Origin of the sequence: Suicoccus acidiformans (assembly GCF_003546865.1) — a bacterium.
In the GTDB taxonomy this organism is placed as follows: domain Bacteria; phylum Bacillota; class Bacilli; order Lactobacillales; family Aerococcaceae; genus Suicoccus; species Suicoccus acidiformans.
In genome coordinates, this window is sequence record NZ_CP023434.1 from 1,450,870 (window position 1) to 1,476,793 (window position 25,924).

20 protein-coding genes, 2 pseudogenes and 1 other annotated feature are annotated in these 25,924 nt (G+C 47.6%); of the genes and pseudogenes, 7 read left to right on the forward strand and 15 right to left on the reverse strand.

Annotation, left to right across the window (positions count from 1 at the left end; translation table 11 throughout):
• Positions 1–18: 18 nt before the first annotated feature.
• The 4 genes from CL176_RS06830 to CL176_RS12860 form a co-directional block, all read right to left on the reverse strand.
• Entirely contained in the window at positions 19–798 is a 780-nt protein-coding gene (locus CL176_RS06830; protein WP_118990631.1) for an ABC transporter permease, read from the reverse strand.
• A 1-nt stretch (position 799) separates the two neighbouring features.
• Positions 800–1,630, reverse strand: a complete 831-nt coding sequence (locus CL176_RS06835) for an ABC transporter permease (RefSeq protein ID WP_118990632.1) — start codon at positions 1,628–1,630, stop codon at positions 800–802.
• 483 nt (positions 1,631–2,113) lie between these two features.
• Positions 2,114–2,665: an aldehyde dehydrogenase family protein gene (locus tag CL176_RS12855; protein WP_118990633.1), complete on the reverse strand. Its 552-nt coding sequence runs from the start codon at positions 2,663–2,665 to the stop codon at positions 2,114–2,116.
• Positions 2,602–3,378 carry an aldehyde dehydrogenase family protein gene (locus CL176_RS12860; RefSeq protein WP_118990634.1) on the reverse strand — a complete coding sequence of 259 codons (777 nt, stop codon included), beginning with the start codon at positions 3,376–3,378 and terminating at the stop codon, positions 2,602–2,604. Before CL176_RS12860 ends, CL176_RS12855 begins: the two co-directional genes overlap by 64 nt.
• 19 nt (positions 3,379–3,397) lie before the next feature.
• Between CL176_RS12860 and CL176_RS06850 the strand changes: the two are divergent.
• The 3 genes and pseudogenes from CL176_RS06850 to tnpC all read left to right on the forward strand — a co-directional run.
• Positions 3,398–4,213, forward strand: a pseudogene (locus tag CL176_RS06850) (amidase family protein); the annotation flags it as partial.
• Between the two features lie 397 nt (positions 4,214–4,610).
• Positions 4,611–4,961, forward strand: coding sequence for an IS66 family insertion sequence element accessory protein TnpB (gene tnpB / locus CL176_RS06855; RefSeq protein WP_118990190.1), 351 nt, complete (start codon positions 4,611–4,613; stop codon positions 4,959–4,961).
• A gap of 74 nt (positions 4,962–5,035) precedes the next feature.
• Positions 5,036–6,604 carry an IS66 family transposase gene (gene tnpC / locus CL176_RS06860; RefSeq protein WP_205528099.1) on the forward strand — a complete coding sequence of 523 codons (1,569 nt, stop codon included), beginning with the start codon at positions 5,036–5,038 and terminating at the stop codon, positions 6,602–6,604.
• 244 nt (positions 6,605–6,848) lie between these two features.
• Here the strand turns inward: tnpC and CL176_RS06865 are convergent, their stop codons facing one another.
• From CL176_RS06865 to CL176_RS06880, 4 genes are all read right to left on the reverse strand, one after another.
• The gene (locus tag CL176_RS06865) at positions 6,849–8,969 is read right to left on the reverse strand and encodes an FAD-dependent oxidoreductase (protein WP_118990636.1); all 2,121 of its coding nucleotides are present in this window, start codon (positions 8,967–8,969) and stop codon (positions 6,849–6,851) included.
• Between the two features lie 180 nt (positions 8,970–9,149).
• Positions 9,150–9,938, reverse strand: a complete 789-nt coding sequence (locus CL176_RS06870) for a glycerophosphodiester phosphodiesterase family protein (protein WP_118990637.1) — start codon at positions 9,936–9,938, stop codon at positions 9,150–9,152.
• 95 nt (positions 9,939–10,033) lie between these two features.
• Entirely contained in the window at positions 10,034–11,998 is a 1,965-nt protein-coding gene (locus tag CL176_RS06875; protein WP_118990638.1) for a heavy metal translocating P-type ATPase, read from the reverse strand.
• A 692-nt stretch (positions 11,999–12,690) separates the two neighbouring features.
• Positions 12,691–13,995, reverse strand: a complete 1,305-nt coding sequence (locus CL176_RS06880) for a dicarboxylate/amino acid:cation symporter (protein ID WP_118990639.1) — start codon at positions 13,993–13,995, stop codon at positions 12,691–12,693.
• Between the two features lie 179 nt (positions 13,996–14,174).
• Positions 14,175–14,423, reverse strand: a binding site (T-box leader).
• Positions 14,424–14,817: 394 nt separating this feature from the next.
• Here CL176_RS06880 and CL176_RS12285 point away from each other — a divergent pair.
• Together CL176_RS12285 and CL176_RS06890 are read left to right on the forward strand one after the other, a co-directional pair.
• The gene (locus tag CL176_RS12285) at positions 14,818–15,066 is read left to right on the forward strand and encodes a hypothetical protein (RefSeq protein ID WP_162890877.1); all 249 of its coding nucleotides are present in this window, start codon (positions 14,818–14,820) and stop codon (positions 15,064–15,066) included.
• Positions 15,067–15,215: 149 nt separating this feature from the next.
• The gene (locus CL176_RS06890) at positions 15,216–15,617 is read left to right on the forward strand and encodes a hypothetical protein (protein WP_162890878.1); all 402 of its coding nucleotides are present in this window, start codon (positions 15,216–15,218) and stop codon (positions 15,615–15,617) included.
• Positions 15,618–15,785: 168 nt separating this feature from the next.
• Here CL176_RS06890 and CL176_RS06895 read toward each other — a convergent pair whose 3' ends face one another.
• From CL176_RS06895 to CL176_RS06905, 3 genes and pseudogenes are all read right to left on the reverse strand, one after another.
• Positions 15,786–17,702, reverse strand: a complete 1,917-nt coding sequence (locus CL176_RS06895) for a flavocytochrome c (RefSeq protein WP_118990642.1) — start codon at positions 17,700–17,702, stop codon at positions 15,786–15,788.
• Between the two features lie 175 nt (positions 17,703–17,877).
• The gene (locus CL176_RS06900; protein WP_162890879.1) at positions 17,878–18,762 is read right to left on the reverse strand and encodes a DUF4349 domain-containing protein; all 885 of its coding nucleotides are present in this window, start codon (positions 18,760–18,762) and stop codon (positions 17,878–17,880) included.
• A 140-nt stretch (positions 18,763–18,902) separates the two neighbouring features.
• Positions 18,903–19,834 (reverse strand): annotated as a pseudogene (locus CL176_RS06905) (nitronate monooxygenase).
• Between the two features lie 695 nt (positions 19,835–20,529).
• Here CL176_RS06905 and CL176_RS06910 point away from each other — a divergent pair.
• Together CL176_RS06910 and CL176_RS06915 are read left to right on the forward strand one after the other, a co-directional pair.
• Entirely contained in the window at positions 20,530–21,315 is a 786-nt protein-coding gene (locus CL176_RS06910; RefSeq protein WP_118990644.1) for a formate/nitrite transporter family protein, read from the forward strand.
• A gap of 142 nt (positions 21,316–21,457) precedes the next feature.
• Positions 21,458–22,639, forward strand: a complete 1,182-nt coding sequence (locus CL176_RS06915) for an ArgE/DapE family deacylase (RefSeq protein ID WP_118990645.1) — start codon at positions 21,458–21,460, stop codon at positions 22,637–22,639.
• 189 nt (positions 22,640–22,828) lie between these two features.
• On the opposite strand, the gene hutG is transcribed toward CL176_RS06915, so the two are convergent.
• The 4 genes from hutG to CL176_RS06930 form a co-directional block, all read right to left on the reverse strand.
• On the reverse strand, positions 22,829–23,830 hold the full coding sequence (gene hutG, locus CL176_RS06920; RefSeq protein ID WP_118990646.1) for a formimidoylglutamase: 1,002 nt from the start codon (positions 23,828–23,830) through the stop codon (positions 22,829–22,831).
• Positions 23,831–23,842: 12 nt separating this feature from the next.
• The gene (gene gltS, locus CL176_RS06925) at positions 23,843–25,072 is read right to left on the reverse strand and encodes a sodium/glutamate symporter (protein WP_118990647.1); all 1,230 of its coding nucleotides are present in this window, start codon (positions 25,070–25,072) and stop codon (positions 23,843–23,845) included.
• A 284-nt stretch (positions 25,073–25,356) separates the two neighbouring features.
• Positions 25,357–25,515, reverse strand: coding sequence for a peptidase associated/transthyretin-like domain-containing protein (locus CL176_RS12290; protein WP_162890880.1), 159 nt, complete (start codon positions 25,513–25,515; stop codon positions 25,357–25,359).
• Positions 25,516–25,700: 185 nt separating this feature from the next.
• A complete protein-coding gene (locus CL176_RS06930) occupies positions 25,701–25,919 on the reverse strand; it encodes a hypothetical protein (RefSeq protein WP_118990648.1) in 219 nt (72 codons plus the stop codon).
• Positions 25,920–25,924: the final 5 nt, after the last annotated feature.

Sequence of the window (25,924 nt, forward strand, 5' to 3'; positions counted from 1 at the left end):
TTACTTGCCCTCCTTCAATTACATAATTTTGGATAAGCCTAATGCTTTCTCAATAAGAAACATTAAGAATATCGTTAAGAGCATTAACATCACTGATAATGCTGATACGGTTGGATCGTAGTTATATTCAATATAACCCATTAACTGAGTAGGTAATAACGTCACACCTGGTCCAGATAAAAACTGTGAAACAGGAATATTATTGAAAGAGTTAATAAACGCTAACATGAACGACGCAAATATACCATTTCGTATATTAGGTAATATAATTTGGAAGAATGTTTGTATCTTTGTTGCACCCAATGTCCAAGCTGCTTCTTCCATTGAGTAATCCAATTGATCTAAATTAGAGCCCACAACTCGGATAACATAAGGTAAACTAATAAGAAAATGACCAATATATAATCCGGTCAGTACATCCATTTGCATTTGAACTACGATAAATTTGAAAAGTGAAAAACCAACCACAATCCCAGGAATAACTGTTGGTGATAGAAAGAAATCTTTCATCATCGTTTTGCCAGGGAAGGAATATTTAGTAAGTGCGTAAGCTGCAGGAATCCCAATGATTAAAGCTGCAAGCGTAGCAATTAAGGATACTTGAACACTTAGTAGAAATGAATTTATAAACGCATCATTGGTTAATGCATTCTCATACCACTTAAAGGTAAAACCTGAAATGGGAAATTCAATCACAGAGTTTTCTCCAAAACTCGTAACCAAAACAATAACTAATGGGAAGAATAGAAAGAAAAACACAAGGTAAGCAATCCATCGTACACCTTTAAAATTATTCATACTAGGCACCTCCACTTCTTCTATCTAATCGTCCCGCAACATAATTTAGCCCTTGCATAACAAGATAGGTAATAGCAATCATTACTAAAGCGATTATACCAGCATCTTGCCAATTTCCTAAGGTCATAGCATTCTGGTAAAGTAAGGTAGATAACATCATTCTCTGATTTCCACCTAACATTTGAGGTGTAGTATAAGCTGTTAGCGTGCCTGTAAATACCAGGATTGATCCAACAATAATTCCAGGAACACTTAAAGGAATCACAACATCCTTAAATGCACGACTTGGTGTTGCTCCAAGTGTGGAAGAAGCTTCTAATAATTCTCCAGGAATATTATCCAACACACCAATCAGTGTAGTAATCATTAATGGAAGAAAAAGATACATTGAGCCAATAATAACTGAGAATTCTGTATAAAGAATCTGAATCGGTTCATCAACAATACGTAAATTTACCAGAATATTATTGATAATTCCGTTGTTTCCTAGAATATTAATCCAGGAGAAACTGCGAACTACCGAATTAATAAGCATAGGAAAGAGCACCAGAGCCATGAGGATACCTTTCGTCTTCGCACTTTTCCTTGAAATATAAAAACTTGTTGGTAAGCCAAACAAAATACATAATAGGGTCACTAATAATGAAACACGAATTGTTCTCCATAAAACAGACCGATTGAATGAATCCCCAAAAAAATCAATGTATCCAGATAGTGTCAACTGACCATCGTAAAACGTTGGCCATAAAATAGAAATAAGTGGCAGGATTAGGAATACTAGTAGTAAGACAGTTCCCGGTAATACAAACCACCACTTTCGCTGCGATATCATTAGAACCTCCTTACAAAAAAACATGCGCACAAAACAAATTTGATTCTAGCACAATAAATGAAATTGTAAACATAAACTTCCGAATAATTATTGAATAGCAGGGTTAATGTTCGGGAATTTTGTGATTTTTTAAAAACTGTTTTTCCATACAATGTCAACTTGATTGAACGAAGAAAAAGTTCGGCAGATTTATAGAGATTACTTAAATCTACCTAAGTGTTTATTTGGTTTATTTGTTTAATACATCATTAAATCTTCTCAACATGTCCTTGAATAAACTAACTATTTATCATCCTAACAATCAAGACTTTCTTATGGATAATACGCAGGAATTCTTTTAAGTTTTTGCAAGTTATTAATGTATAAATTAGCTACTTTTGAATGCTTGACAAAAACCGGACCTGAAACAGTCGAAATCTAAGTCAATTAATGATTTGACCTGCCTCCAAACTGAGGACCACAGCCTTATGCTAAACCTACGCCCTACATAAACCACCCCACCAGCCGCTCTTTCAAGCTTGTATACGGCGGGTAGCGCAGGGGGATGTCAAAGGCGTCGGTCTTCTCCATGATGCCCTTCGGATGCGAGAAGGTCTCGAGGCTATGCTTGCCGTGATATTGGCCCATCCCGCTGGCTCCCACGCCACCAAAAGGCAAGTTGTGATTGGTGAAGTGGATGAGAGTATCGTTAATCGTCCCGCCCCCAAAGGCCACGTATTTAACAATATCATGCTTGGTCGCCTCATCCCGGCTAAAGAGATACAAGGCCAAAGGCTTGTCCTTGCTCTGAATATAAACCACCGCTTCCACCAAGTCCTGATACGTCAATACTGGCAAAATAGGTCCAAAAATCTCTTCCTGCATTAACTCCTCATCTAGCGGCGGATTCAATACGACCGTCGGGGCAATGACCCGCTCCGTGTCATCGCTTTGGCCACCAAAGTAAACGTCGTTATGCTCCACCAAGTTCTTCAAACGCCAATAATGCTCTTCATTAATAATCTTCGGGAAATCCGAATTCGTAATCGGCGACATGCCCCATACATCTCATGGACCGCATTCTTAAAGGCGGCTAAGAAAGGCTTCAAGACAGCTTCATCAATCAGAACATAATCCGGTGCAATACAGGTTTGCCCGGCATTGGTAAATTTGCCCCAAGCAATCCGCTGGGCAGCATGGCGTAAATCCACGTTGTCTGTGACAATCGCGGGGCTCTTGCCACCCAACTCTAAGGTCACGGGCGTCAAGCTTTCGCTAGCCGGCTTCATAATTTCACGGCCCACCGCGGTACTGCCGGTGAAGAAGCAATAATCCACGCCGGCTTTCAAAAGGTCTTGGCTGACATGGCCGTCCCCTTCCATGACTTTAATATAGTACTCTGGGAAAGTGCTGGTAATTAACTCATTGAGCACCCGGGAGACGTTGGTCGCCATTTCCGAGGGTTTGAGAATGACGCCGTTCCCAGCAGCTAGGGCACCAATTACGGGAATGAGGCTCAGTTGCACTGGGTAATTCCAAGGCGCAATGACGAGCACTACCCCATAAGGCTCCTGATGGATGTGGCTTTTCGAGTAGAAATGCATGAGGCTAGTAGGGACCTTTTTGGGGCGGAGGAATTTGGGTAATTCCCGCTTCAGCTTCTTAATTTCCGCATAGATCATGCCTATTTCCATAATATAGCTCTCCATGGGGACCTTGTTCAAATCCTGCTTCAAGGCTTCAATGAGGTCGAAATAATAGTAATCCACGGCCGCTTTCAGCCGGTCTGTCCGGGATAGCTTCCATTATTTGCGTACCGTGCAGAAAGAGCAAGTGACCAATCTGTACCGCCTGCCGGAAATAAGTGAGCCAGAGCTGAAGGCGCTGGACCGGCCGCTGAAGATTGCCTATAGCCGCCAGCATCCCCGGGGCGGTGCTCTCTCTAAGGATGCAGCAAATGCTTTGGAGACGAGCCATGGCGCCTTGCGTGCCCTGGGCCACACCCTTGAGGAAGTGGCGCTGGATGTGGACCAGGAAGCAATTTTGCACTATTATTATTTGGTGATGGGCTTGGAGTCGGGCAAATTAGTGCGCGAAGCTGAAGCAACGGGCAAAAAGGTGCGCTGGGGCGAGGTTGACCCGCTCGTGTGGGTGGCCTACCAATTAGCACCCCATGTGCCAGCGACTGCCTACTCCGACTTTAACGCCTTCCAAGACCAGCTGTTTGAGTATATGGAGCTGCTCTATCAGGACTACGATATTTATTTAACGCCAACAGTTTCGGACGTCGCCATGAAAAATGCGGATTTAGCCTACCCGCCAGCTTTATTGGCGCGCATTCAGGAGATGGACTCCTTACATGCGTCTGAAGTGTGGGACGTGACCAAGGCGACCTTTGACTATACCTATTTGCGCACGTCCTATAATCAGTTGATGAACATCACCGGCCAACCAGCCATCTCCCTGCCTTTGTTCGAGAATGCGGACGGCTTACCGTTGGGTACACAGCTGGCCGCCAAGCGCGGGGATGAGTATGTGTTGCTGCAGTTAGCCGCGCAGTTGGAAGCGGCTGGATATTTGAAGGCGGGGAATGTGGAGATGTGATGGGAATTGGATGATGAGGAGAGGATAAGCCACGGCTGGGATGCTGTGGCTTATTTGTTGTTTGGTGAAAGGTATCCAAGCAATAGTTTGCTTGGGGCAATCCAATACGCTGTTGGCAAAGTTTCACTTGGCGAAGGCTAGAACTAATTTTTCCCCAAAGAAATCCAATCCAGTTTGTCCACTCGATCGCTGCTCAGATGCTCTGATTCCGCGGGAATCAGTTCTCACGAAAGGATTTTCGTACCATATTCCGTCGGAGCACCTCCCCACGGAATTTTCGGCGGATTTTATTCCGTCGAGACCACTTCCCACGGAATCGTAAGCGGTCTATTATGAGGTATCTATCAAATTTAAATCATCTCCATTATTCTATAAGTAATAGAAAGGAGATGATTTTTTGATTCGACTAACTGAAGAAGACAGTTATTACATCGTCTATGGTAAGACTGACCTGCGTAAAGGGATCGACACCTTAGCAATTCTCCTTCAACATGATTTTAATCACGACCCTTTTGATGGGGCTTACTACTTCTTTTGCGGTAGTCGCTCCGATCGTTTCAAAATTCTACATTGGGATGGTGAAGGCTTTCAGTTAATCTATAAACGATTGGAGAATGGTAAGGTCCACTGGCCCAGAGCTAATCAAGCCTGCTTAGAGCCCATGAGTTTGATGGAGGTGACCAGGTTATTAAAGGGCTTTCCCCTTAAATCTTCAATCTCAGTTTCGTCAAAAAAGTTATTTTATTAGTGTTTTAGTGGCTGCTTTTTGGAAGCAAATCTAGTAGAATAGGGGTATCTATTTAAGGAGGAGGTGCCCCAGATATGGTTGATACCTTAACACGCGAGGAATTGCTTTCAGAACGAGAAGAATTACTTGTCCGTCATGAACAACTCGCTAAGCAATTAGAGTTACTCCAACAAGAACTCCACTTGAAGAATGAGGAGAATCAGTACCTGCGCCACAAACTCTTTGGCCGGTCCAAAGAGACCCATCAGGTCGCAGACGGTCAGCTATCTTTATTTGATGGGGTGCCTCCCATTGAAGAATCTCCAGACTTGCCAGATGAAGAAGACCTGGTAGTTCCTAAAAAGAGAAAGAAACAAAAAGGACAAAAGCGCAAAGTCTTGGAACAGTTCGAAGAAGTTCCAGTGGTCCATAAGTTAGAGGATAAGACCTGTCCTTGTTGTCAAGACGAAATGGTGGAAATTGGCAAGACCAAGGTCCGGGAAGAAGTAGTCTACCAGCCTGCTCATTATGAAAAACAAGTCCATTATGGGACCTCTTACAAGTGCTTAACTTGCTCAGAAGAGGAGCCTCAAGATGTAATCGTCAAAGCTCCTGTTCCAAAAGCCCCGATTCAAAATAGTCTGGGGTCTGCTTCGGTGATCGCTCAAACCATTCAACAGAAGTATGTCCTCAAAGTTCCCGCTTATCGGCAAGAAAAGGTCTGGAAAGAGGGAGGGCTACCGATTAATCGCCAACAGATTAATCGGTGGCATATTCTGTGTGCCCAATATTACTTTGGTTATCTTTGGGAAGAATTGGCCAAGGAGCTTCTATCCCAAGACATTATTCATGCCGATGAAACCAGCTATCGAGTGATTGAAAGCGATAAAACCAATACTTATTATTGGCTCTTTCAATCTGGCCGTCATGAGGCCCACCCCGTGGCAATCTATCTACACGATGAATCACGAGCTCATCGGGTGCCTCAGGAATTCTTAGCTGATTTCAAGGGCCATCTCCATTCGGACATGTACAGCGCCTATTTGAATCTGCCGGATGAGATCACGGTAGTGGGATGCTTTGCCCACCTTCGTCGCAAGTTCTATGAGAGCCTGCCCAGCAATGCCCCTCCTGATTCAGTTGCGGCTCAAGCGGTTGCCTACTGCGACCAAGCTTTTGCCTTAGAGAAATCTTGGAGAGATTTGCCGGCTGAAGAAAGGTTTCAATTACGCCAAGAGGAACTGTCTGTGGTGTTGACCAACTTGTTCGATTTAATCGAACCCTACAGTTACCAAGCGACAACAGGCAAACTCTCCAAAGCCATTGCTTATGCGACCAAGCATAAAGAATACTTTATGAATGTCCTCAAGGACAGTCGCTTAGAGCTAAGCAATAATCTGGCAGAAAGGTCCATCAAAGAACTGGTCATCGGCAGGAAGAATTGGCTCTTTTCATCCAGCCTGCAAGGAGCTCAAGCTTCTGGCATCATCCTATCTTTGAAAGTGACAGCTGACTTGAACGGCCTCTCTCCGGTGGCTTATTTCCAACTGCTCTTAGAAGAATTACCCACCCTGTATGCCGAGGGAACTTTACTCGACCGTCTACAGGCTTATTTACCATGGTCTGATTATGTAAAAGAAAAACTCGGTAAAAAAGAATCATAATAACAAAGCAATGCCCGTTAGAGAGCTTAACTTTCTAACGGGCAATTTTATTTAGACTTTCTGTAAATTGCTTGAGATCCTTGGTTTTGGTGTCCAGGTTGTCAGAGAATTATCAAGTTACCTGATTATCGACCGCTTACACGGAATCCAGACATATATAAGCAACAATCACACACCCCTTAAAGACATAGAAACACCCATCCGCACATGACGGATGGGTGCACACATTCATTTTATGATTGAATTAGTTATTAGCGGCGTAATTGGCAGCGGTCTTTCCGGAGATGTAGCCCATGTGAGAGGCGATGCCTAGGGCTTGGCGTCCTGGGTAGTAGTCGCCGAAGATGTCGCCGGATGAGATGATGCCGCTGGCGAAGAGGCCTGGGATTGGGTTGCCCTCTTCGTCGACAACGGCTGTGTCGTTGTTGGTAACGATGCCGCCGTAGTTACCACGGGTGTTGTCGTAGAGATATGCCGCGTAGTATGGGCCTTCGTCGATGGCTTGGAGGAATTCTGGTTTCTTATCGAAATCTGTGTCCTCGCCTTGTTCGGCTAATTCGTTGTAGCGGTCAATTTCTGCTTGAACGACATCCGCTGGCAGTTCCATGAGTTCGGCGAGTTCTTCAATACTGTCTGCTTCGTAGACGCGAATGTACGGGTCGCCTTCTTCGGTTTTTTGGACGTATTCTTGTAAGTTGACGAAGTTTTCGGCGATTGGGGCGTCCATGATGGCCCAGGCCGAGTTCGGTCCGTTGGCATTGACGAATTGGAATTTCTGCGGGTGGCTGCCGCCGTCTTCAGCGTAGACGCGTTTGCCTTCCAAATTCAACAATACCGCCTCGAATGGGTAGCCGTTGGTTGGGTCGCCGATCATTGGCATGTCGAATGGGTTCGCGTTGAAGACACCCGACATGGATTCTTGATAGTCGTGCACGGCTGCTCCGGCTTCAACGGCCATCAAGAAGCCGTCTCCCGTGTTGCCGATTGCGGTTGCTGACATTTCGCCAGCTGCCGTATCACTCAATTCAGCCGTCAATTCTTCATTGCGGGCATAATCCCCCGTCGCCAAAATAGTGGCGTCTGCATTGAACACCTTGTGGCCATATTTCTCAGAGTCACTGATCAGGCCAAGGACGGTGCCATCTTCGTCTTGAATCATTTCCGTTGCAGGTGTATTCAAGTAAACGTCCACACCAGCTTCTTCTACGGCCGCCATCAAGGTTTCGATCCACTGGGCACCACCTTTTTTGTTAGCGTCTTTCGATGGAATCGTAATAGCTTCCGCATTCTTCACGGATTTATCATTCGGTGCTGCGCGGAAGGTTTGGAAATTCTTCTCCTCATCCACTTCCAGATTGAATTCAACCCCGACTGAATCGTACAAGGCCATAACTTCCGGCGAAGCTTCCACAATCGTGCGCAACTTCTCCTCATCAATCGGATCTTGTTCCTGCGACTTACTGCGCGCCTGCCAAGCCTCATACATCGGCTCCACATACTCCTCAGCATTCGCTCCCAAAATATTTCCTGACGCTGTAATACTCGTTCCACCGAGCATGCCCGTCTTCTCAATCAGCGCAACGTTAGCGCCTTCTTCCGCCGCCTTCAGCGCTGCCGTTAAACCAGCCAGACCGCCCCCAGCGACCACTACGTCATAGTCATACTCACCGTCTTCTTTATAAGCATCGGTTGGTACCTCGTGCAAGGAATCAATATCCGCCCCAGCTTGTTGCAAGGCGTCTTCCGTTGCTAGTTTCACAGCCACAGACGTAATCGTTGCTCCACTGACCGTATCCACATCTAGCGATTGGTATTCCACAATTTGTGCCGGAATTGTATTGAAGACCTGCTCACCAATTCCAGAACTTTCATTCTCCTCGCCAATTTCAACAGCTTCAATCTTATCTTCCGAAACCGTTACAATCACTTCCACCGGCCCCATCATACCTTCGTAACTACCTGTATAAGTACCCGGCTCAAACGTAACCTTACCTGCCTCTGACACTGTCTCCTCGGCTACTTCACCCTGGGCTTGACTGAGCGCATCATTGAGCGCATCTTGCAAGGCCTCTGAAGTTACCGTAGCGCCTGTGATTACGGCTAAATCTGTATTCTGCTCAGCGACAATATCGGCCTCCAGATCTTCGATGGCCTTTCCACCAATATCCGGCGTTTCCGCATGGGTAATTACAATATCTGTAATTTGCTCAGCATCCACCGTCAACTGAACGTGAACATCCCCACCAAAACCAGCAGCCTTCCCTTCATAAGTTCCTGGTTGATAAGTTTGTGCAGCAACTGGCGTGACCAATGAAGACAACATTAAGCCAACTGCACCCAGTTGAATGCTTTTTCTAAGATTCATTAAAATACATTCCCCTTTATTGTGATTTAATGCACTTATTATAATAGAAGGCGCTTACTGTGTCAAATGCATAATGGCCTGTAATTTGATAACATCAACATGTTTATCCCTATTTTAGAATTGCTGAATGACCCACGTAAGTCTCATAAAGTGCCCTTGCGTGGCCTTCTAGCACAGAAGTTAATGCCCCTTTTGACGAAACTCCCACAATGCCCGAGTCCAATCCGTCTGAATCGCATTGAAACCATAATCCAGCATGACTTGCCAATCCTTGCCCGCGTTCATCAGCGCCCCGTCATCATGATAAGACCCAAATAGCGGCTTAGTCGGCCCCAAATTTTCCGCATTAACCAGTCGCAAGGGGTAAATCTGGTGCATTTGTTGCAAGAAGGCCGGCTCCAACAAATCCGTTGCCTGCCAATCCGCGATCACAAATTCTGCCCCGACCAGCTTTATTGGCGGTACGTTCAGCACTTTTTGGAAATCGGCTTGGGACTTAATAATCGGGAAGTAGGCCACTTCTGTGTCTGGCAGACGATACTCGGCTGGTGCTTTTAGCAGTAACTGACCATTTTTGCCAGAATTATTCAGAATTTGCCAGAAAGTGTGATCCTGCCAGTAGGGCCAAGTGCGGTCCAAGTTGACCCTATAAGTCGCCGGCAGCCAGGCCAAGAAATCAACCAGACGATTGACACGGTAACCGGACGGCTGACGCGTCGCATTCAACAGCTCCAAAGCGTCAATCTCCGCAGACGTCAGCTGGTCAAAAGGCGTTGCCACGCCCAGAAGATCCATTTCCGCCCCATCATGAAAGAGGTAATACTCCCCGTCCTTACTGCGACAGACATCAATTTCTACAATATCCGCCCCCGCCTGCTGGGCCAGCTGAGCGGCCTCCTTCGTATTCTGCACAATATTCCCCGCCCAAACCCCGCGGTGGGCAACAATATAAAAATTCACATCCGACATACCATCAGCCTCCTTTGCTTAAGCATATTATACGCGATTTAACCCACCTCAGTATAGGCAAAAAAAGCCACGGCTGCCAGCCGTGACTTGTAACCTTATTCAGTTTGTCGCAACAAACGCAAGCCATTAACAATCACCAGAATCGTCGAGCCTTCGTGGAAGATAATTGACGTCGCCAACTTCAAGCCACCCAGCAAGTTCGACAGATTCAGCACCACAACTACGAAGAGCGCAATCGCAATATTTTGCAGGACGACGCGGTTCATTTTGCGGGCGATTCGATGGGCGTAAATCAGCTTGCTCAAGCGATTATTGGTAATAATCCCGTCCGCGACCTCAATCGCCACGTCCGTGCCCTCGCCCATGGCAAAGCCAATATCCGCCGTGACCAGGGCCGGCGCGTCATTAACCCCGTCACCAACCATGGCCGTCAACCCGCTCTCAACGCGGATTTCCTCAATGCGCACCGCCTTCTCCTCAGGCAAAATATCGGCGTAATAGTGCTCGATACCCAAGTCCTCCGCCACTGCCTGTGCCGTCCCGGCGTTGTCCCCGGTCAGCATATAGGTTTGGATGTCCTGGTCGTTGAGGTAGTGTATCGTTTGGCGGGCTTCCTCGGTTGGCAGGTCCAAGAAAGCAAATAGCCCCGCCACTTCACCGTCCACCCGGAAGAGGACCGGTGTTTTGCCACTTTGGGCATAGTTTGCATAATGCTCTGCCAACTCAGGGGACAGCTCATCTTCATCCGTGCGCTTGCCGATGGAATAGTGTCGACCTTGATAGTCTGCGTTCAAGCCAGATCCGATTTGGTTCTCCACATCCAGGGTCAACTGGTGATCCCGCAGGTGGCCAAAGGCTTCAACCACCGCTTCTGCTAGCGGATGGTTGGACGAAGATTCCATGGCTACAATAATCGGCAAATAAGTTTCGGCCAGCTCCCCTTGTTCGAAGTGGTAGTCCGTTACTTGCGGCCGGCCCTCCGTTAGGGTTCCGGTTTTGTCAAAGGCGATGGCATGAATATCCGCAAAATTCGCAATGTCGTCGCCCCCACGAAAGAGGATGCCATTGCGGGCCAAGTTGGAGATGGCTGACAGATTCGTCGGAATCGATGCAGCCGCCAAGGCACACGGTGATGACGACACCAGCACTACCACCGCGCGGTAAAGCGATTCCTGCAAGGTCCAGTCCGTCACCAAACGGGACACCACAAAGACCAGGGGCACTGCCAGAAGAACCGTCGTAACGTAACGCGGTTCCCATTGCTTCAACTTTTGAGCAACGGGGGAGAGATTTTTTTGCGAGCTTTCGACGACCTTGAGAATTTGGCTAAAGACCGTTTCCTCACTCGAAGTGGTCACCCGCATATCAAACGCCTCGCCCACATTAATCGTCCCACCGTAAATCGCCGAGCCCGGACTGGTCTCCTCCGGCACACTCTCGCCGGTAATCGACATCGTATCCAAAACCGCCAGCCCCCGCGTCACCTCACCATCCACCGGCACCTGGTCACCCCGGAGCACCCGCACCATGTCCCCCTTAGCCAAGGCGCTCACATCCACTTCCTCCAGCTCACCATTCGCTTGAATACGGCGCGCACTGGACGGATTCAACCGCAAAAGACTGGTAATCTCCTTCTGACTCTGCTCCTTCGCATAATTCTCCAAATAATGCGCCCCAGCGAAAATCAAGACCACCAAAGACGCCTCCGAGAACTCCCCAATCAAAATAGCCGCAGTCGCAGCCAACGCCACCAACAAATGCGTATTCGGCCGAAACGTCCCTGCCGCCTTACTATCGCGGTAAGTGTCTACAAAGCCCTCATACATCACATGGTAGCCGGCCAGAAACACCGTCGCCACATGCAAACTCGCAGCCAACCACGCCGGCACTGGCACAAACCGGGCCAGCACAAAGGCAACCACAGCCGCAATAAAAAGTCGCACCTCAGTGGTATGGTCATGCGCGTGACCGTGGTCATGGTCGTGCACCTCATTGCCACGGTAATGCTTCTGCACACCCCCATCCTTGTGATTCAGCCTACCCTTTCGATACTCGTTCATCGCTAATCCTCCTCCAATATATTGATGACTCTTCACATGAATAAACTTTCACCTGTTAACTCTACTATACGAAGTTTATCGCAGGAAGTCAAGCAAAAAGTTAAGTTCGGCTAAATTATTGCTATGGAGGAGTTCAGTTGGCGGATTTGGATGCTGATTGACCGGTTAAAGTCAGCGCGAATACCGTCGAGACCGTTCCCCACGGAATCCGGTCGCATATAGACGACCGGACGCAAAACAGTATATCGATTAGCCACGGCTGGCAGCCGTGGCTTCCTTATTGATCTCGATAAGGTAACCTAAAACAACCAGTGCTTTGGATTATTCAATCCACCAATCTGCTTTGACGTCTTTAGATGACGAAACGACTTGCCCCAAACAGACATCTGCACAATCGCTACTGGCCGATTCCGTCGAGACCACCGCCCACGGAATACATTCCGCCGATTATTCCGTCGGAAGAAGCCCCTACGGAAGTTTCCGCGATTTTTCTTCCATTTAACTACTTCTCCACGGAATTTTCACCCAATTTTATTCCGTCAGACCACTTCCCCACGGAATCCTGTCGTATTTATACGACACTCGCCCGCAAAGCAGAATCCTCACCATCCCCAACAACTTAAAAAAACCGCCCAACTGAAGTTGAGCGGGCAGCGAGCCAATCTATCATTTAATCAAACTTTATCTAAACCTTACTCATTCGCAAACTCGGTCCGCTCCTTGCGTTTATACTTCGCCTGGTCCAGCTCGGCTTCTAAGGCGGCGACGATGACACCGGTTGAACCACCGGCTTGGACGTTGGTTGCGGTGCGTGCCATATCAGCGATGGCAGAGATTGGTGTCATGAGAATGACCATCTCAGCTGGGAAGCCGACGGCGAGGAAGAAGGTTGTAGCAACAACGGTTGCGATACCTGGGACGCCAACAGTACCAATGGATACGAGCAGGGCTACTAGAATCATGTAGAAGTAGAAGCCGAAGCTAACTTCAATACCTAGGGCGTTAATTGTGAACATGGCGATGGTCACTGGCCAGATGGCTGCACATCCTGGCATACCGAAGACGGTTGAAATTGGTCCGGCGAAGGATGCAATGCGTTCTGGTACGCCCATGTCGATTTGGGCCTCCATATTAGCGGACACAGAACCGACCGAAGATTGGGTCGTAAAGGCTAACATGAAGACGGGGAAGAATTTTTTGATGAAATGGATGGGGTTAACTCGGGCAATGAGCGCCAAGATGATGGGGGTGGTGATGAAGGCGTGGAAGAAAGCTGCCACAAACACCGCCACGAGTACCATCAGAATAGATCCGACCGAGCTGAGGTCCATGCCACCTACTTTGGAAGCTAGTAGCGATAGAACCGCGTAAGGCGTGAACTGGGTGACCACACTGATGACCTTGAACATCACTTCGTTGGTCGCATTAACCACGTCCGTAAAGGGCTTGATCTTTGCCTTATCAGGATAAAGCAGAACCCCCAGACCTAGAATAATTGCAAAGATAATAATCGGTACGACCCGGTTGTTGGCCGCATCGTCAATAATATTCGTCGGGAAGAAGCTGACAATCGTCTCCAAGACGGTCGGCACTTCCGCAATTTCGGTCCCAGCCGGAATTTCAATGTCTGCACCCTGCCCCAAGCCCATCACAAAGGCAACGATAATGGCGATGACGGAGCCGAGCACATTATGCAAACTTAAAACCCCAATACTTTTTGCGCCGATGGATCGCAAGGTTTTCAAATCTTCCAAGGAAGTAACCGTGTGCAAAATCGATACCAGTAATAGAGGCACAACCAGGGCTTTTAGAAGATTAATATATATTTGGCCTATCGTACCCAAATAAGTTGTCTGTTCACCAAAGATGAGACCGATAACGGCTCCGACGGCGGTTGCGACCAATACCCGAACAAGGAAGGATTGGTCACGTTTCTTGAGATAATAAATTAAGGCGAACCCGATGAGTCCGATAAGTAAAGCGATAAATTCTTGCATGGTTTAACCAACTTTCTTTATTTGACGTGGAGTAGCTAACGATACAGTGCCATACTCCAACAACAGATTTCTGCCATATAAACCCCTCCTTCAACTTGGTTACAAATGTAATTCTACAACGTTCAATCTTTTCTGTCAAAGAATTGAACCAACAGACAAAAAAAGACCCCCGTCCTAGCTAAAAGGACGAGAGTCTGCTCGTGTTACCACCTTTATTCGCTTCAACCTCACGGCTAAAGCCTCTGCCAGTACGGACTTAAAGGTCGATACTGCGGCGCTTGTAACGGGCGCTTCCGTTCACCCCTTCTGCAAATCAGTCGGAGTGACCGCTCTGTGGCCATTTTCGGTGGGGATTCCTTACTTGCTTTCACCTGACGCAAGCTCTCTACAAAGGACTCTCCACTTACTTTCCACATCACTGCGTTTATCTGTTGGAGTCATTCTACAAGGACTGGGAGCCTTTGTCAAGTTTTTATGAGAATTCAATGTGAGTAAACAATTTTAGTTCTCACGCACATGTTCACCTGTTCCGTCCGATAACAGCAGTCTTATCTGTGTTATTTGGGTGTATTTAAGCTCCGATATAAATACCCTCTGCACGAAATTTGTTATAATTTAATTAGTAAAATGGATCCAAGGGAGGAGCTAAAAAACGATTCTGAAAATCACAACGTGTGCCTAGCTTCTTTATCAAACTGCCCTTCCCATCGCATCAGTACAAGCAAGTGATTTGAATATTCCTAAGCCGAATCCAGCCATGCCCCTTCCGGACACCGAAGAACCTGCCGAAGTTATCCAGAAAGAATTCCCTACCAAGACACTTTGCAAGCCTATGCGGAAGTCGAAGCACTCACTGGTCTGATTGAAATCGACTACGAGAATGGCCGGGTTGAAATTCCGCTGAATGCGCATTTCCAGCCCAACGTTGCCATGAGCATTGATATAATGTCGCGCCAAAACCCTATGAGTCAACTTGGTAGGGTGGCTTATATTTCGTTGATGACACCCTTTACAGCTATCACAGGGACTATCCTGATGAAGAGCTGGAGAACCCTCTCCAGAATTATTTAGACAATCTCGACTAGTTCCTCCCACAAACCCGCAAAACATGGCGTGCCTTCTGGGATATTGCTGACAAAGACGATTTTATCGTCTATAAGGGCCGCGACGGGGATTTAGATCAGTATTTGCTTAAGCTTCAATTAAGTGGCACCGATATATTGACCCTCATCAGTATGCTGCACACCACCTTGAACACAAGTTTGAAAGTTGATGATACTGTTACCAATATCCTTTATATGATAGCATTCTATGACGAATTGCTGAATGAGAGCACCTTGCCCATCGATTTAGTCATTTATCACGATCCCAAAACGTATTTCATCGACAGCCTCACTTTAACAATGAACAATGATTATCTGGCAAATAGCTACCTTGGCGATATGTTGATGTATTATTCTTACGCCGATGAGCCAATTGCCCTTCACGTCCAATTCGACAACTTCAACAGCGCCCCTGAAGTCGATCCAGAGCAAGGGAAAGAATATGCTAAATTTTACCGGCAACCCTGTCAGGATCCGACAACCTTCCCAGTGACAATTAAAGCCCGACCCCTAATTTAGTCACCTAACCTAAATGGACTGCGATGCCTGAAGCGTACAGGCTGGGGCTTCAAATCTGTAGAGAACGGCTCATTTGTTAGATTCCTATACCATAATTATCTTCCAACTAGCACAAAGACACCAGCCTGCTTTTGAGGACTGGTGTCTTGTTTGGTTTTTTAGATTGGTTTATTCACCGCTACCGGCATTGGCTGCATTAGCTCCAGCAATGCGCCCATAGACCATAATATCAGCTAAGGCATTTCCGCCCAGACGGTTACTTCCGTGAATACCACCGGTTACTTCACCGGCTGCGAATAGCCCTTCGATTGGTTCGCCAGCTTCGTTCAAGACTTGCGCTGCTTTGTTAATTTGCAGACCACCCATCGTGTGGTGAACGGTTGGCTTGCGGGCAGCCGCATAGAATGGTGCTGTATCAAGCTTGTTGTCGAATAAAGTACGGCCGAATGGGTCTTCAATTTCACCTTCAACGGCTTGGTTGAATTCCTCAACGGTTGCTACTAGATTCTCTGGGTCAACCCCAATCTGCTCCGCCAATTCTTCCAAGGTATCTCCCTTGTAAGCCCGACCTGCTTCAATTAACTCATCAATCGTTTCATTGAAGTTATTCTTCGTGTCACCGGTTGGGTAAGAATGTTGGTCCACAATCGTCCACATCATTGCATCTTCTTGGTCAAATAAGGCCTCCGTCATCACATCGCGACGCTCACCCTCATTGACGAAGCGTTTCCCTTCACTATTGACAAAGATACGGTCCTGTACCCCTTGCTCAATATTACCACTCAAGCTACCCGTTTCTGGGTCTCCCATTGGCAGTAACTGGATATGCTCCATACCAACAAGGTTGGCCGAAGCTTGTTGACCAAGGCGAATACCGTCACCGGTCGCACCGGTTTGGTTCGTTGTCTTAATGTCTTTCAGCGATGGCCAATGTTCATTGAACTCTTCACGCATCTCTACGTTAGCACCAAAACCACCTGCTGCAACAATAACCGCATTATTAGCCCGCAATTCCACATCTTCGCCATTTGATGAGACAACAACACCGACAACTTTGTCATCTTCGATAATTAAATCAGTTGCTTCCGTATTTAAGAAGTACTGCATCTCATCACTATGCTCCTCGAAGTATTCAGTCAACGTATCAACATAACCAGTTCCCAAAGGTTTGGCTGGTTTATGGGCACGAGACCAAAGTCCTCCTAAGACAGTAAACATGTGGTCATTAAATTCCATACCATGGCCTTCCAACCACTCAATGGCTTCATAAGCTTGATCACCAAATTGGTCCACTAAGACAGGGTCTGCCTGCTTATCGCCGCCATTGTAAGTTTGAAGTTTATGTAAAGAAGGCGAGTCAAAAAGGTAGGTTTCCCCAGACGCCTGATAAGCTTCCCACTCCTCAGCAAGGGTCGCTTGCCATTCTTTAACTAGCTCATCGTCCTGCACCTCAGCAATAATTGCTTCGACCGTTTCCTTCTCCAAATCAGTCATTTCAATACTTTGCTGGCGGTCTGGATCGGCGGCGTTATACGCTGCTCCTGAAATAATCGTATTTCCACCTAAGCGTGGCATCTTCTCCACAAGAATCACTTGGGCACCATTTTCATGCGCGCTCACTGCTGCAGCAAGTCCTGCCCCACCCCCGCCAATAATAATGACGTCGGTCGTTTGCGCTTCAATCGTTTCACCAGTATCTGCTTCAACATCTTTTTCTTCAAGGGCTGCTACGTCTACACCCGCTGCTTCTAAAGCTGCCGTTAAAGCTGCTAGGAAACCAGTTGAAGAACCTGTCGCCCCAGAGACAACGTCCACATTGAGCGACTGACTAGCAATCACTTGCTCAGTCAACGTCTCAATCGCATCATCCCCAATACCAGCTGTTTCATTCGGAGCATCCGTCTCAATACCTACAATCCGGTCTTCGCTGAGGGTCACCTCAACCTTCACGTCTCCACCATAACCTTCGGCTGTCCCCTCATAGGTTCCAGCTGTGAAGTCCTGAGCTTTTGCCACCGGTGACAGACCCGTCAGCACGCTCAAACTCATCGCTGCGGCCAGCGATATCTTAATAAATTTCTTCATCCATCGCACTCCTATCTCATTATTGTGTTGCCATAATATAACTATACCATATTGTGAATTACAAAACAATAAGTATTACTTATCAAATACTCAGAAATGCTCCAGGATAACGATCTGTTCATCCATTTTTCCAACTAAGCGCTAACCAAGCAAGTATTTTGAAGGCGAGTCGTCCTTAATCCCCCTCCTTACGCTTCACCCATCTTAGCAACTTCCGCACCAGGAGATAGGTCACAACCGCCACAATAATATAAGGAATCACGAAGAACAGACTTACCAAACTCAAAGCCAAGGTTGGAATCGCAAAGCTAAAGAAACCGCTAAAAGCCCGCTGGAACTGATGGCCAAGACTTGCGGATTCATCGGTGTAGCGCAAGACTTCAAAGACACTCACATCGATTTGCGCATCAGCCACGTCCTTCCGCAACTCTTCGATATTTTGTACTAAACTCCGCTGCTCTAATTCCAAATCTTGCTGCTCCTCCCGCAAGGTCGATTTCTCAAGACTCGATACATCCTCACTTGCGAGAGCTCCATCAATCTCGGCCATACGTGCTGCAATTTCCGCTAATCGCTTTTCATCTGTCGCCAGCTCATCCCCCACATCATAAGAATTCACCGCGAAACGGCGCAAGGCATATTTTTCCTGAATATCCGTCAGCAATGTCTCCACCTGATCACTGGGAATCCGCACCGAAAAGTGCGTCCAGCGCAACTTCTGATGCGTATATTCATCAAAGGTATGGGACGCATCCTGGCTCGTCACCTTCCCATCATAGGACTGAATCAAGGTCCGCAGCTCGTCCAAAGTCTGTGAATACTGCTTACTCTCCACTTCAGCAAAGCCAGACACCACCACCTCTTGCCCCGCTTCATCGGCCCCATAATCGGCCGTCTCATATGCCTCCTGCCAGGTATAATCAGGCAGCGACTCCTCAACATTCGAACCCATCGCAAAAGGATCAAAGACCGCCCCACATCCGGAAAGCACCCACACACTCATCACAAACAAGCCCAACAATCGCCACTGCTTCATCGCAATCACCCTTTCTCGAACCACGTCTCACCCCATTATAACGGAAAGCTTGCCCATACAGAAAGCCTTTTCAAAATAATCATTCTGCCAAAAAAACACTTCACCAACCAAGCAAAAAAGCCTGCCCGCAACATTTGCGAACAAGCCATTTTTCCTTAAGATGGTTAATATTTAATTTGCAGATTGGCTGCCACAGCTTCGGCCTCCGCGAACAAATCCACAATAATCTGGCGCGCCGGGCGCATTTCGGTAAACATGCCCGCAATTTCCCCGGCCATAGCAGAACCCGTCTCCATATCACCTTCATAAACTGCCCGGGCCAAGGAATCTAGGGTTAACTGCTCCAATTCTTCATGCGGGGCATTCGCGGCCTCCAATTGGGCAAACTCCACCAACATCGGATTCGTCAAAGAACGCACCGAATCCTTTGCCTTGCGGCCAGTCACAATCGTCCCCGTGTCCGTGGCCGCCAAGACCGCTTGCTGGTAATTCGCGTGAATTGGGCACTCTTCCGCCGTCAGAAAAATCGTGCCCGCTTGAATCCCCGCTGCACCTAAGGCATACATGGCTGCCACACTGCGCCCATCGCCAATTCCGGCCGCGCCTAAGACCGGAATATTCACACTATCCACAACTTGCGGCAAGAGAGCCATTGTTGAGGTTTGGCCGATATGACCGCCCGCCTCTTGCCCTTCTGCCACAACCGCGTCCACACCCAATTCCTCCATCTTTCTGGCATGTTTCACTGAAGCAATAACCGGAATGACCACAACCCCTGCTTCCTTCAAACGTGGGAAAATATTCTTAGGCGTCCCTGCCCCGGTCGTGACCACCTTCACGCCCATTTCAATCACCACATCCGCCTGAGCTTCCACATTCGGATCTGGCATCATCAAATTCACCCCGAATGGCTTATCCGTCAAAGCCTGCGCTTGCCGAATCTCCTCCCGCAGAATATCCAGCGGCACCCCACCGGCAGCAATTAAGCCCAAACCACCAGCATTCGACACCGCAACCGCCAACTGATGCGTCGCAACCCGCGCTATGCCCCTTGAATAATCGGATACTCAATCTGCAACAATTCACAAATACTCATAACACTACACTCCTTTGCTGTATTTACTTAAGCATACGCTTTCACCAAGCAAAAATCCATTGCAAAAACCGCAACATCCCCTTGCCAAAAAAGCAACAAAAGGCTAAAGGCTGGGTGCGCCAAAAACACTTACTGTAGACCAACGTCTCGCAGAGTACTGATTAGGCGTAGACAGTGGAGGGGATAAGAATCACGGACGAACGCTATTCATTTGCCGGTAGCTGAAACTACAGATACAAATACGCCACGGCTGGCGGCCGTGGCTTCCTTATTGAACTAGATAAGATAACCTAAAGCAGCAAATGCTTTAAGTTATTCAATACGCCAATCGGCTTTGTCGTCAATAGAAAACAGAACGACGTGACTCAGGCAAACGTCTGCGCAAACCTTGCTACTGCATTCCGTGGGGACCACCGCCCACTGAATAAATTTCGCCGGTTATTCCGCCGGACACCTTTCCCACGAAATTTTCACCCAATTTTATTCCGTCGGACTCAGTTCCCACGGAATTTAGACATATATGAGACTCCGCTAGCATTCATCCACCACCGCCCACGCACCAACACCCCCACCACAACCACCAACTCGAACATTCCCCAATTCACCCACCAATACACCGAATTTGTTTTGACAATCCTGCAGCACTCACCTATAATTCGACTAAACAACAATATTATACAAGAGGAGTGTGTCCCGTGTCACAAACTGGTCCATTTATGCAAGCTTTACAAGGCGGGGTTGAGCGCAAAACCAAGCTTTACGAAACCGCCCACAGCAAATACTTCGTCCGCACCATCTACGCCGGCTTCCTGCTGACGATTGGCTGCCTGGTCGGTGGCGTCATCGCTGGTCATTTTCAAGCCATGTCACCCGTCCTTGGCAAAATTATTTACTCGCTAATTTTCCCGATCGGGCTGATTGTTGTCGTCTTCCTCAATGGTGAGTTAGCGACGTCCAATATGATGTACCTCACCGCAGGAGCCAAACAAGGCTGGGTCTCTTACCAGAAAGCCTTCCAAATAATGCTTGAATGCGGCGTCGGCAATTGGATTGGTACCGCCCTCCTCGTCGGCCTCGCCAGTCTGACCATCGACTTTTCTGCTAGCCCTTACGGCGACTTTTATTTGGCTGCCACTGCTACTAAGCTAGCCAAGCCACTACTGAACGTATTCATTGATGGTATCCTCGCCAACGTTTTTGTCAACATTGCCATTATGGGCCAAATGCGTATGAAAGACGACACAGCCAAGATGCTCTTTATCGCTGCCCTCATTACATCTTTCGTCTTCCTCGGCTATGACCACGTGGTCGCCAACTACGCCCTGTTTCTCTTCGGCCAATTAGCTGGTGGCGGCTTCGCCTGGAGCACTATCCTCCTGCACTGGCTCACTAGCTTTATCGGCAATATCGTTGGCGGAGGCTTCGTCATGGGCTGGGGCTACAGCTGGCTCAACTCAGACCAAACTGTCTACCACGACTAAGTAATCAACGCCTCATTAAATATTCGCCAAAAACGCACCCAACTTACAAGTACAAGCGCGGTTGGGTGCGTTTTTGGGTCATGATAAAGATTATTGCAATTAAATTCATTTGGCGTACAATAGGCCTAAAGGAGTGAATCGAATGAAACAATTTACTGAAGAAGAACATGTGTCGATACTTGCGGATTTGATTGCCATAGCTTCGGTCAATGAAGGTGAGCATGAGGTTGCCCTCTACCTCCAAAAGCTACTGGCAGCGCATGACATTGATAGTGATGTGATCCCCGTTGATGGTTCCACCACTCGTTCTAATCTCTTTGCTAAAATCGGCTCAGGTAAGCCGACCATTGCCCTGTCGGGCCACATGGACGTTGTCTCTGCTGGGAATATCGATGCGTGGACCTCGGACCCGTTTACCTTGCGTGAAGCAGACGGCAAGCTTTACGGGCGGGGAACCAACGATATGAAGGCCGGCTTGTTGAACCTTGTCTTTGCCATGATTGAACTGAAAAGCGAGGGCTTTTTTAACGAGCATGAGGGGACAATTCAACTCATGGCGACGGTTGGGGAAGAAGTCGGTGGGGCCGGTGCCCGTCAATTCTATCAAGAGGGTTATATGGATGATGTTGACGCTTTGTGGGTGACGGAACCGTCGGTGAATGACATTATTTATGCCCATAAAGGCTCGATGAATTTCCGCGTTGACAGCTACGGCGAAGCGGCCCACTCTTCCTTGCCGGAACTCGGCTATAACGCAATCGATAAGCTAGCGGAATTTATCAATACTATGAATGAACGCTTCCGCAGCTTAGGACGGACGAATGATATTTTGGGTGATTTTGTAATTAATACCACTGTCATTGAAGGTGGTCAACAAGTCAACTCTATCCCGGAATCGGCTCATATTGAAATCAATGCCCGCACCGTGCCGGAACTGGATAATCCTGAAGTGAAACAAATATTCCAAGAACTTGAAGAAGCAGCCAACGCCGGTGAAGAGAGCCAAAGAATCAAAGTCACCTGCACCATGGACCTGCCTTCCGTCTTCACAGACGGCGCGTCCAACTTCATCCGCATCATGCAGCGAGTGGGCCAAGAAGCCTTGGGCTACAAAGAATTGCCATTGATTGCCTCTACCGGCGTTACCGATGCAGCCAGCTTACTGCAAGGCAAGGACGAAAGCTTCCCCTTCGCCATGTTCGGTCCTGGCGAAACCCGCCTAGCCCACAAAGTCGACGAATATGTCACCAAAGATACTTATATCACCTTCACTCAAATCGTCAAACAAGTCTGCCAACAAGCCCTCCAAGAAGGCTTGCACTAATCGTCCGACATGCCATTCGTTACAAAAAACCTCATTGGACAAGATCTCAGCCAATAACCAAACCCTATGAATCGCGCATTTCGAATTCAGCTTAAACTCAGTCCTGCACAAAAGCCTGCAAGCAATCATCCTTGCAGGCTTTTCCTTTGGCCAAGTGTGGCTAGCTACCCTCACAATAGATCAGCTCATCTAGGCATCCTTACCCTGCTCAACCTCTGCCCAAATTTGCATGAGGTAATACAACAAGACAGCCGCCAGTTGGGCCGTCTGGCCGTTCGCTTGATCATTTTCAGGTGACACTTCCACCACATCAATGGAGGCAACTTTGCCGCTTTTCAACAAGTGTGTCAAATAAGGCATAATATCCTGCGGAAAGATGCCAAAGGGCTGGGTTGCACTCACACCTGGCGCTAGGGCCACATTGAAGACATCCATATCGATGGTCAAGTGCACCTTGGCTAAATCAGCCAACCAACTATCCAGGACGTTATAAATCCCATTCGATTGCCCGCCTAACAAGTCTTGGGCAGAGAAGTAGACGGTTCCCGTTTCATCGGCGAAATTAAAGAGTTCCTGGGTGTTGCCATGGTCTTGTATCCCTAGAACAAAATATGCATAAGGCCAATCTTGGCTTTCGGTCATATCATAAATTTGACGGAACATCGTCCCTGAAGTTGGCCCGTCGGCTTCATAGGGCCGGTTATCGAAATGGGCATCAATATTGACGATTCCTAGGCTGGCTTCCTTATTGAACCAATGGCCATAATAGCTGGCTAAAGCGGTCTCATGACCCCCACCTAATATAATCGGTAAGAAGCCTTCTTGCAGCAACTGGGCGACAATTTCACCCAACGCCTTTTGAGCCCGGGTCAAGTCGTCTGTGGCGTAAATATTCCCTACGTCCACAAAGCCGACATCGTCGAATTTTAAAGGCAGGGACGCCAGTTTTTGGCGAATGGCATGTGGCGCTGCGGCTGCCCCGGGACGGCCTTTGTTCAAGCGGACGCCCAAATCTGATTCAAAGCCCACAAAGGCGAAGTTTAGCCCTTTTTTGACATAATGCTTCAGGGCTTGGGTCTCTGCTAAATTAATTCTTTCAACGGCTTGATGCAGGCGGAAGGCAGCGAAATCTTCAAGCGAATCCGTCCGGCCCGTCCAAGCGTCTGCTGGTGTCATACGGTAATTGTACATCGTTTCCCTCCATTACTGAACAAACTGCGAAATAAACCAAATCGTAACCGGCTGATAAATTATATCCACCAGGAAGGCCCCAACAATTGGCACGATAATGTAAGCTTTATGCGACGGACCATACCGTTGGGTGATGGTATTCATATTGACCATCGCTGTCGGGGTAGCACCTAAACCGTGGCCAATTTGCCCTGCAATCATAACCGCTGCATCATAATCTTTGCCGAGTACCTTAAAGGACAGGAAGTAAACAAGTAAGACGGTAACAATCGTATTAACGACCAATACGATAATTACGCCGCCGAACAAGCCACTCAACTCCCATAGGGCCATGGAAATCATCGCCATGGATAAATATAGATTTAAGGCGACATCGCCAATGCGATCGATCAAATCATAGTTAAAGTTAAAGAATTCGAACCGGTCGTAAACATTGCGCACGATCACCGCCACCAGCATCGCACCCACATACTCCGGAAACTGCATGCCTATCAAATCACCAATCCATTGGCTAATAATTTGCCCCAAGCCCATCGAAAGCAAGATCATCGTCACATTCGCCAGTATATCAAAGGCCGTCAGAGTCTTTTCTCCTTGGTTCACCTCAAGTACATCTTCATGCATCGTCTCCAGCACACCCGATGGCTTCAAGCGATATTTCTCAATTAAATGACGGGCCAGTGGTCCACCAATTAAGACAGCTGAAATCAAGCCATAGGTTGCACTCGCAGCCCCGACTAGTGGTCCCGCCTCGTAACCCATCTCTTGGAAGGTGGTCCCATAAGACAAGGCAGCTCCGTGGCCGCCCACCAAAGGAATGGCACTAGCTAGGAGCGAATAAGCAGCATCCAGGCCAATCGCATTGCCGACAGTGACACCGACCGTATTTTGCATGACGGCTAGGAAACTGGATAGAAGCCAATAAATAATTAAGGCTTTACCACCGATCTTGAGTAAATTAAAGCTCGCCCCCAGTCCGACCGTCGTAAAGAAGGCCAACATGAAGAAACTTTGATACGCATTATCGAAATTAATTACGAAAGTATTGGTAGAATGCCCCAGTAAATTAATTAACATAACAATAAAGCCACCGACAACAGGAGCTGGAATACAATACTTCCGCAAGAAGCCCACCCGCTCAACAATCTTGTAACCAATTAATGCCATAATCCCGGCAATAGCCAAGGTCAAGACACTAGAAATATTCATATGCCACATCGTGTCAACATATTCTATATTCATTTTATCACCTCATTTTAATCTGTTAATCCAATCATAGCTGATAAAGAGGGGATAAACAAGATAATTGTACATTATTATGAACAATTCTTTTTACAGGATGATTAAGATGATAATTTGACATCCGCCTCATGCAAAAAAGCAAACGCACGCTGCGTCTGCTCCTGTCAGCTTCTATAAATTCACTACATAAGTCTGCGCCAATCCTACCCTACTCGGTAAAGTTGCAGGGTCTGCCTCCTTTTCCACAGGGTCATAGGCTAACAAGGCCGAATTGCCGGTCAGCATCACATTAATTTCATAAACCGCCACGCCACTTCCTCACCAATACGCTTGGCCAGCAAGGTCGCAGCCTCTTCAGGTGCTAAGGCCATAATAAAGGCATCATCCTGGGCTTCATCTTCAAAGTAGACCCGAACATAGACAGGCAGCGCCAGCCCCCGCATGTGAAGCAATAAAACGACATTCGGATTTTGCAGGACTCCTGCGCGTTCTATTGTCCCTGGCTTAACCGTCTCGAAGCGGTAGAAACCTTTCGGTCAGTGGTCGTGCACCCAAAGCCAAAGAAATTAGGATCAAAGTCCTCCAGCTCGGCTTCAGCCGGATGGTTGTACACCCCGGCGCTATTGGCCTACCACAATTCAACAAAGACATTAAAGAGTGGCAATTTCTCCTTCAACGTAAACATATACACCTGAAAAACAATCGCTTCTCCTGGCATTTCCGCATAACACAAGTCGTGATTCACCTTAACTTGACTTTGTCTGCCTTCAAGAAAAAGGCCTAGCGTTGGATAGGGGGCAGACGTCTGCTTGGAGATCGCATGTTGGTGCAATTGTGAATCGGTCATCTACA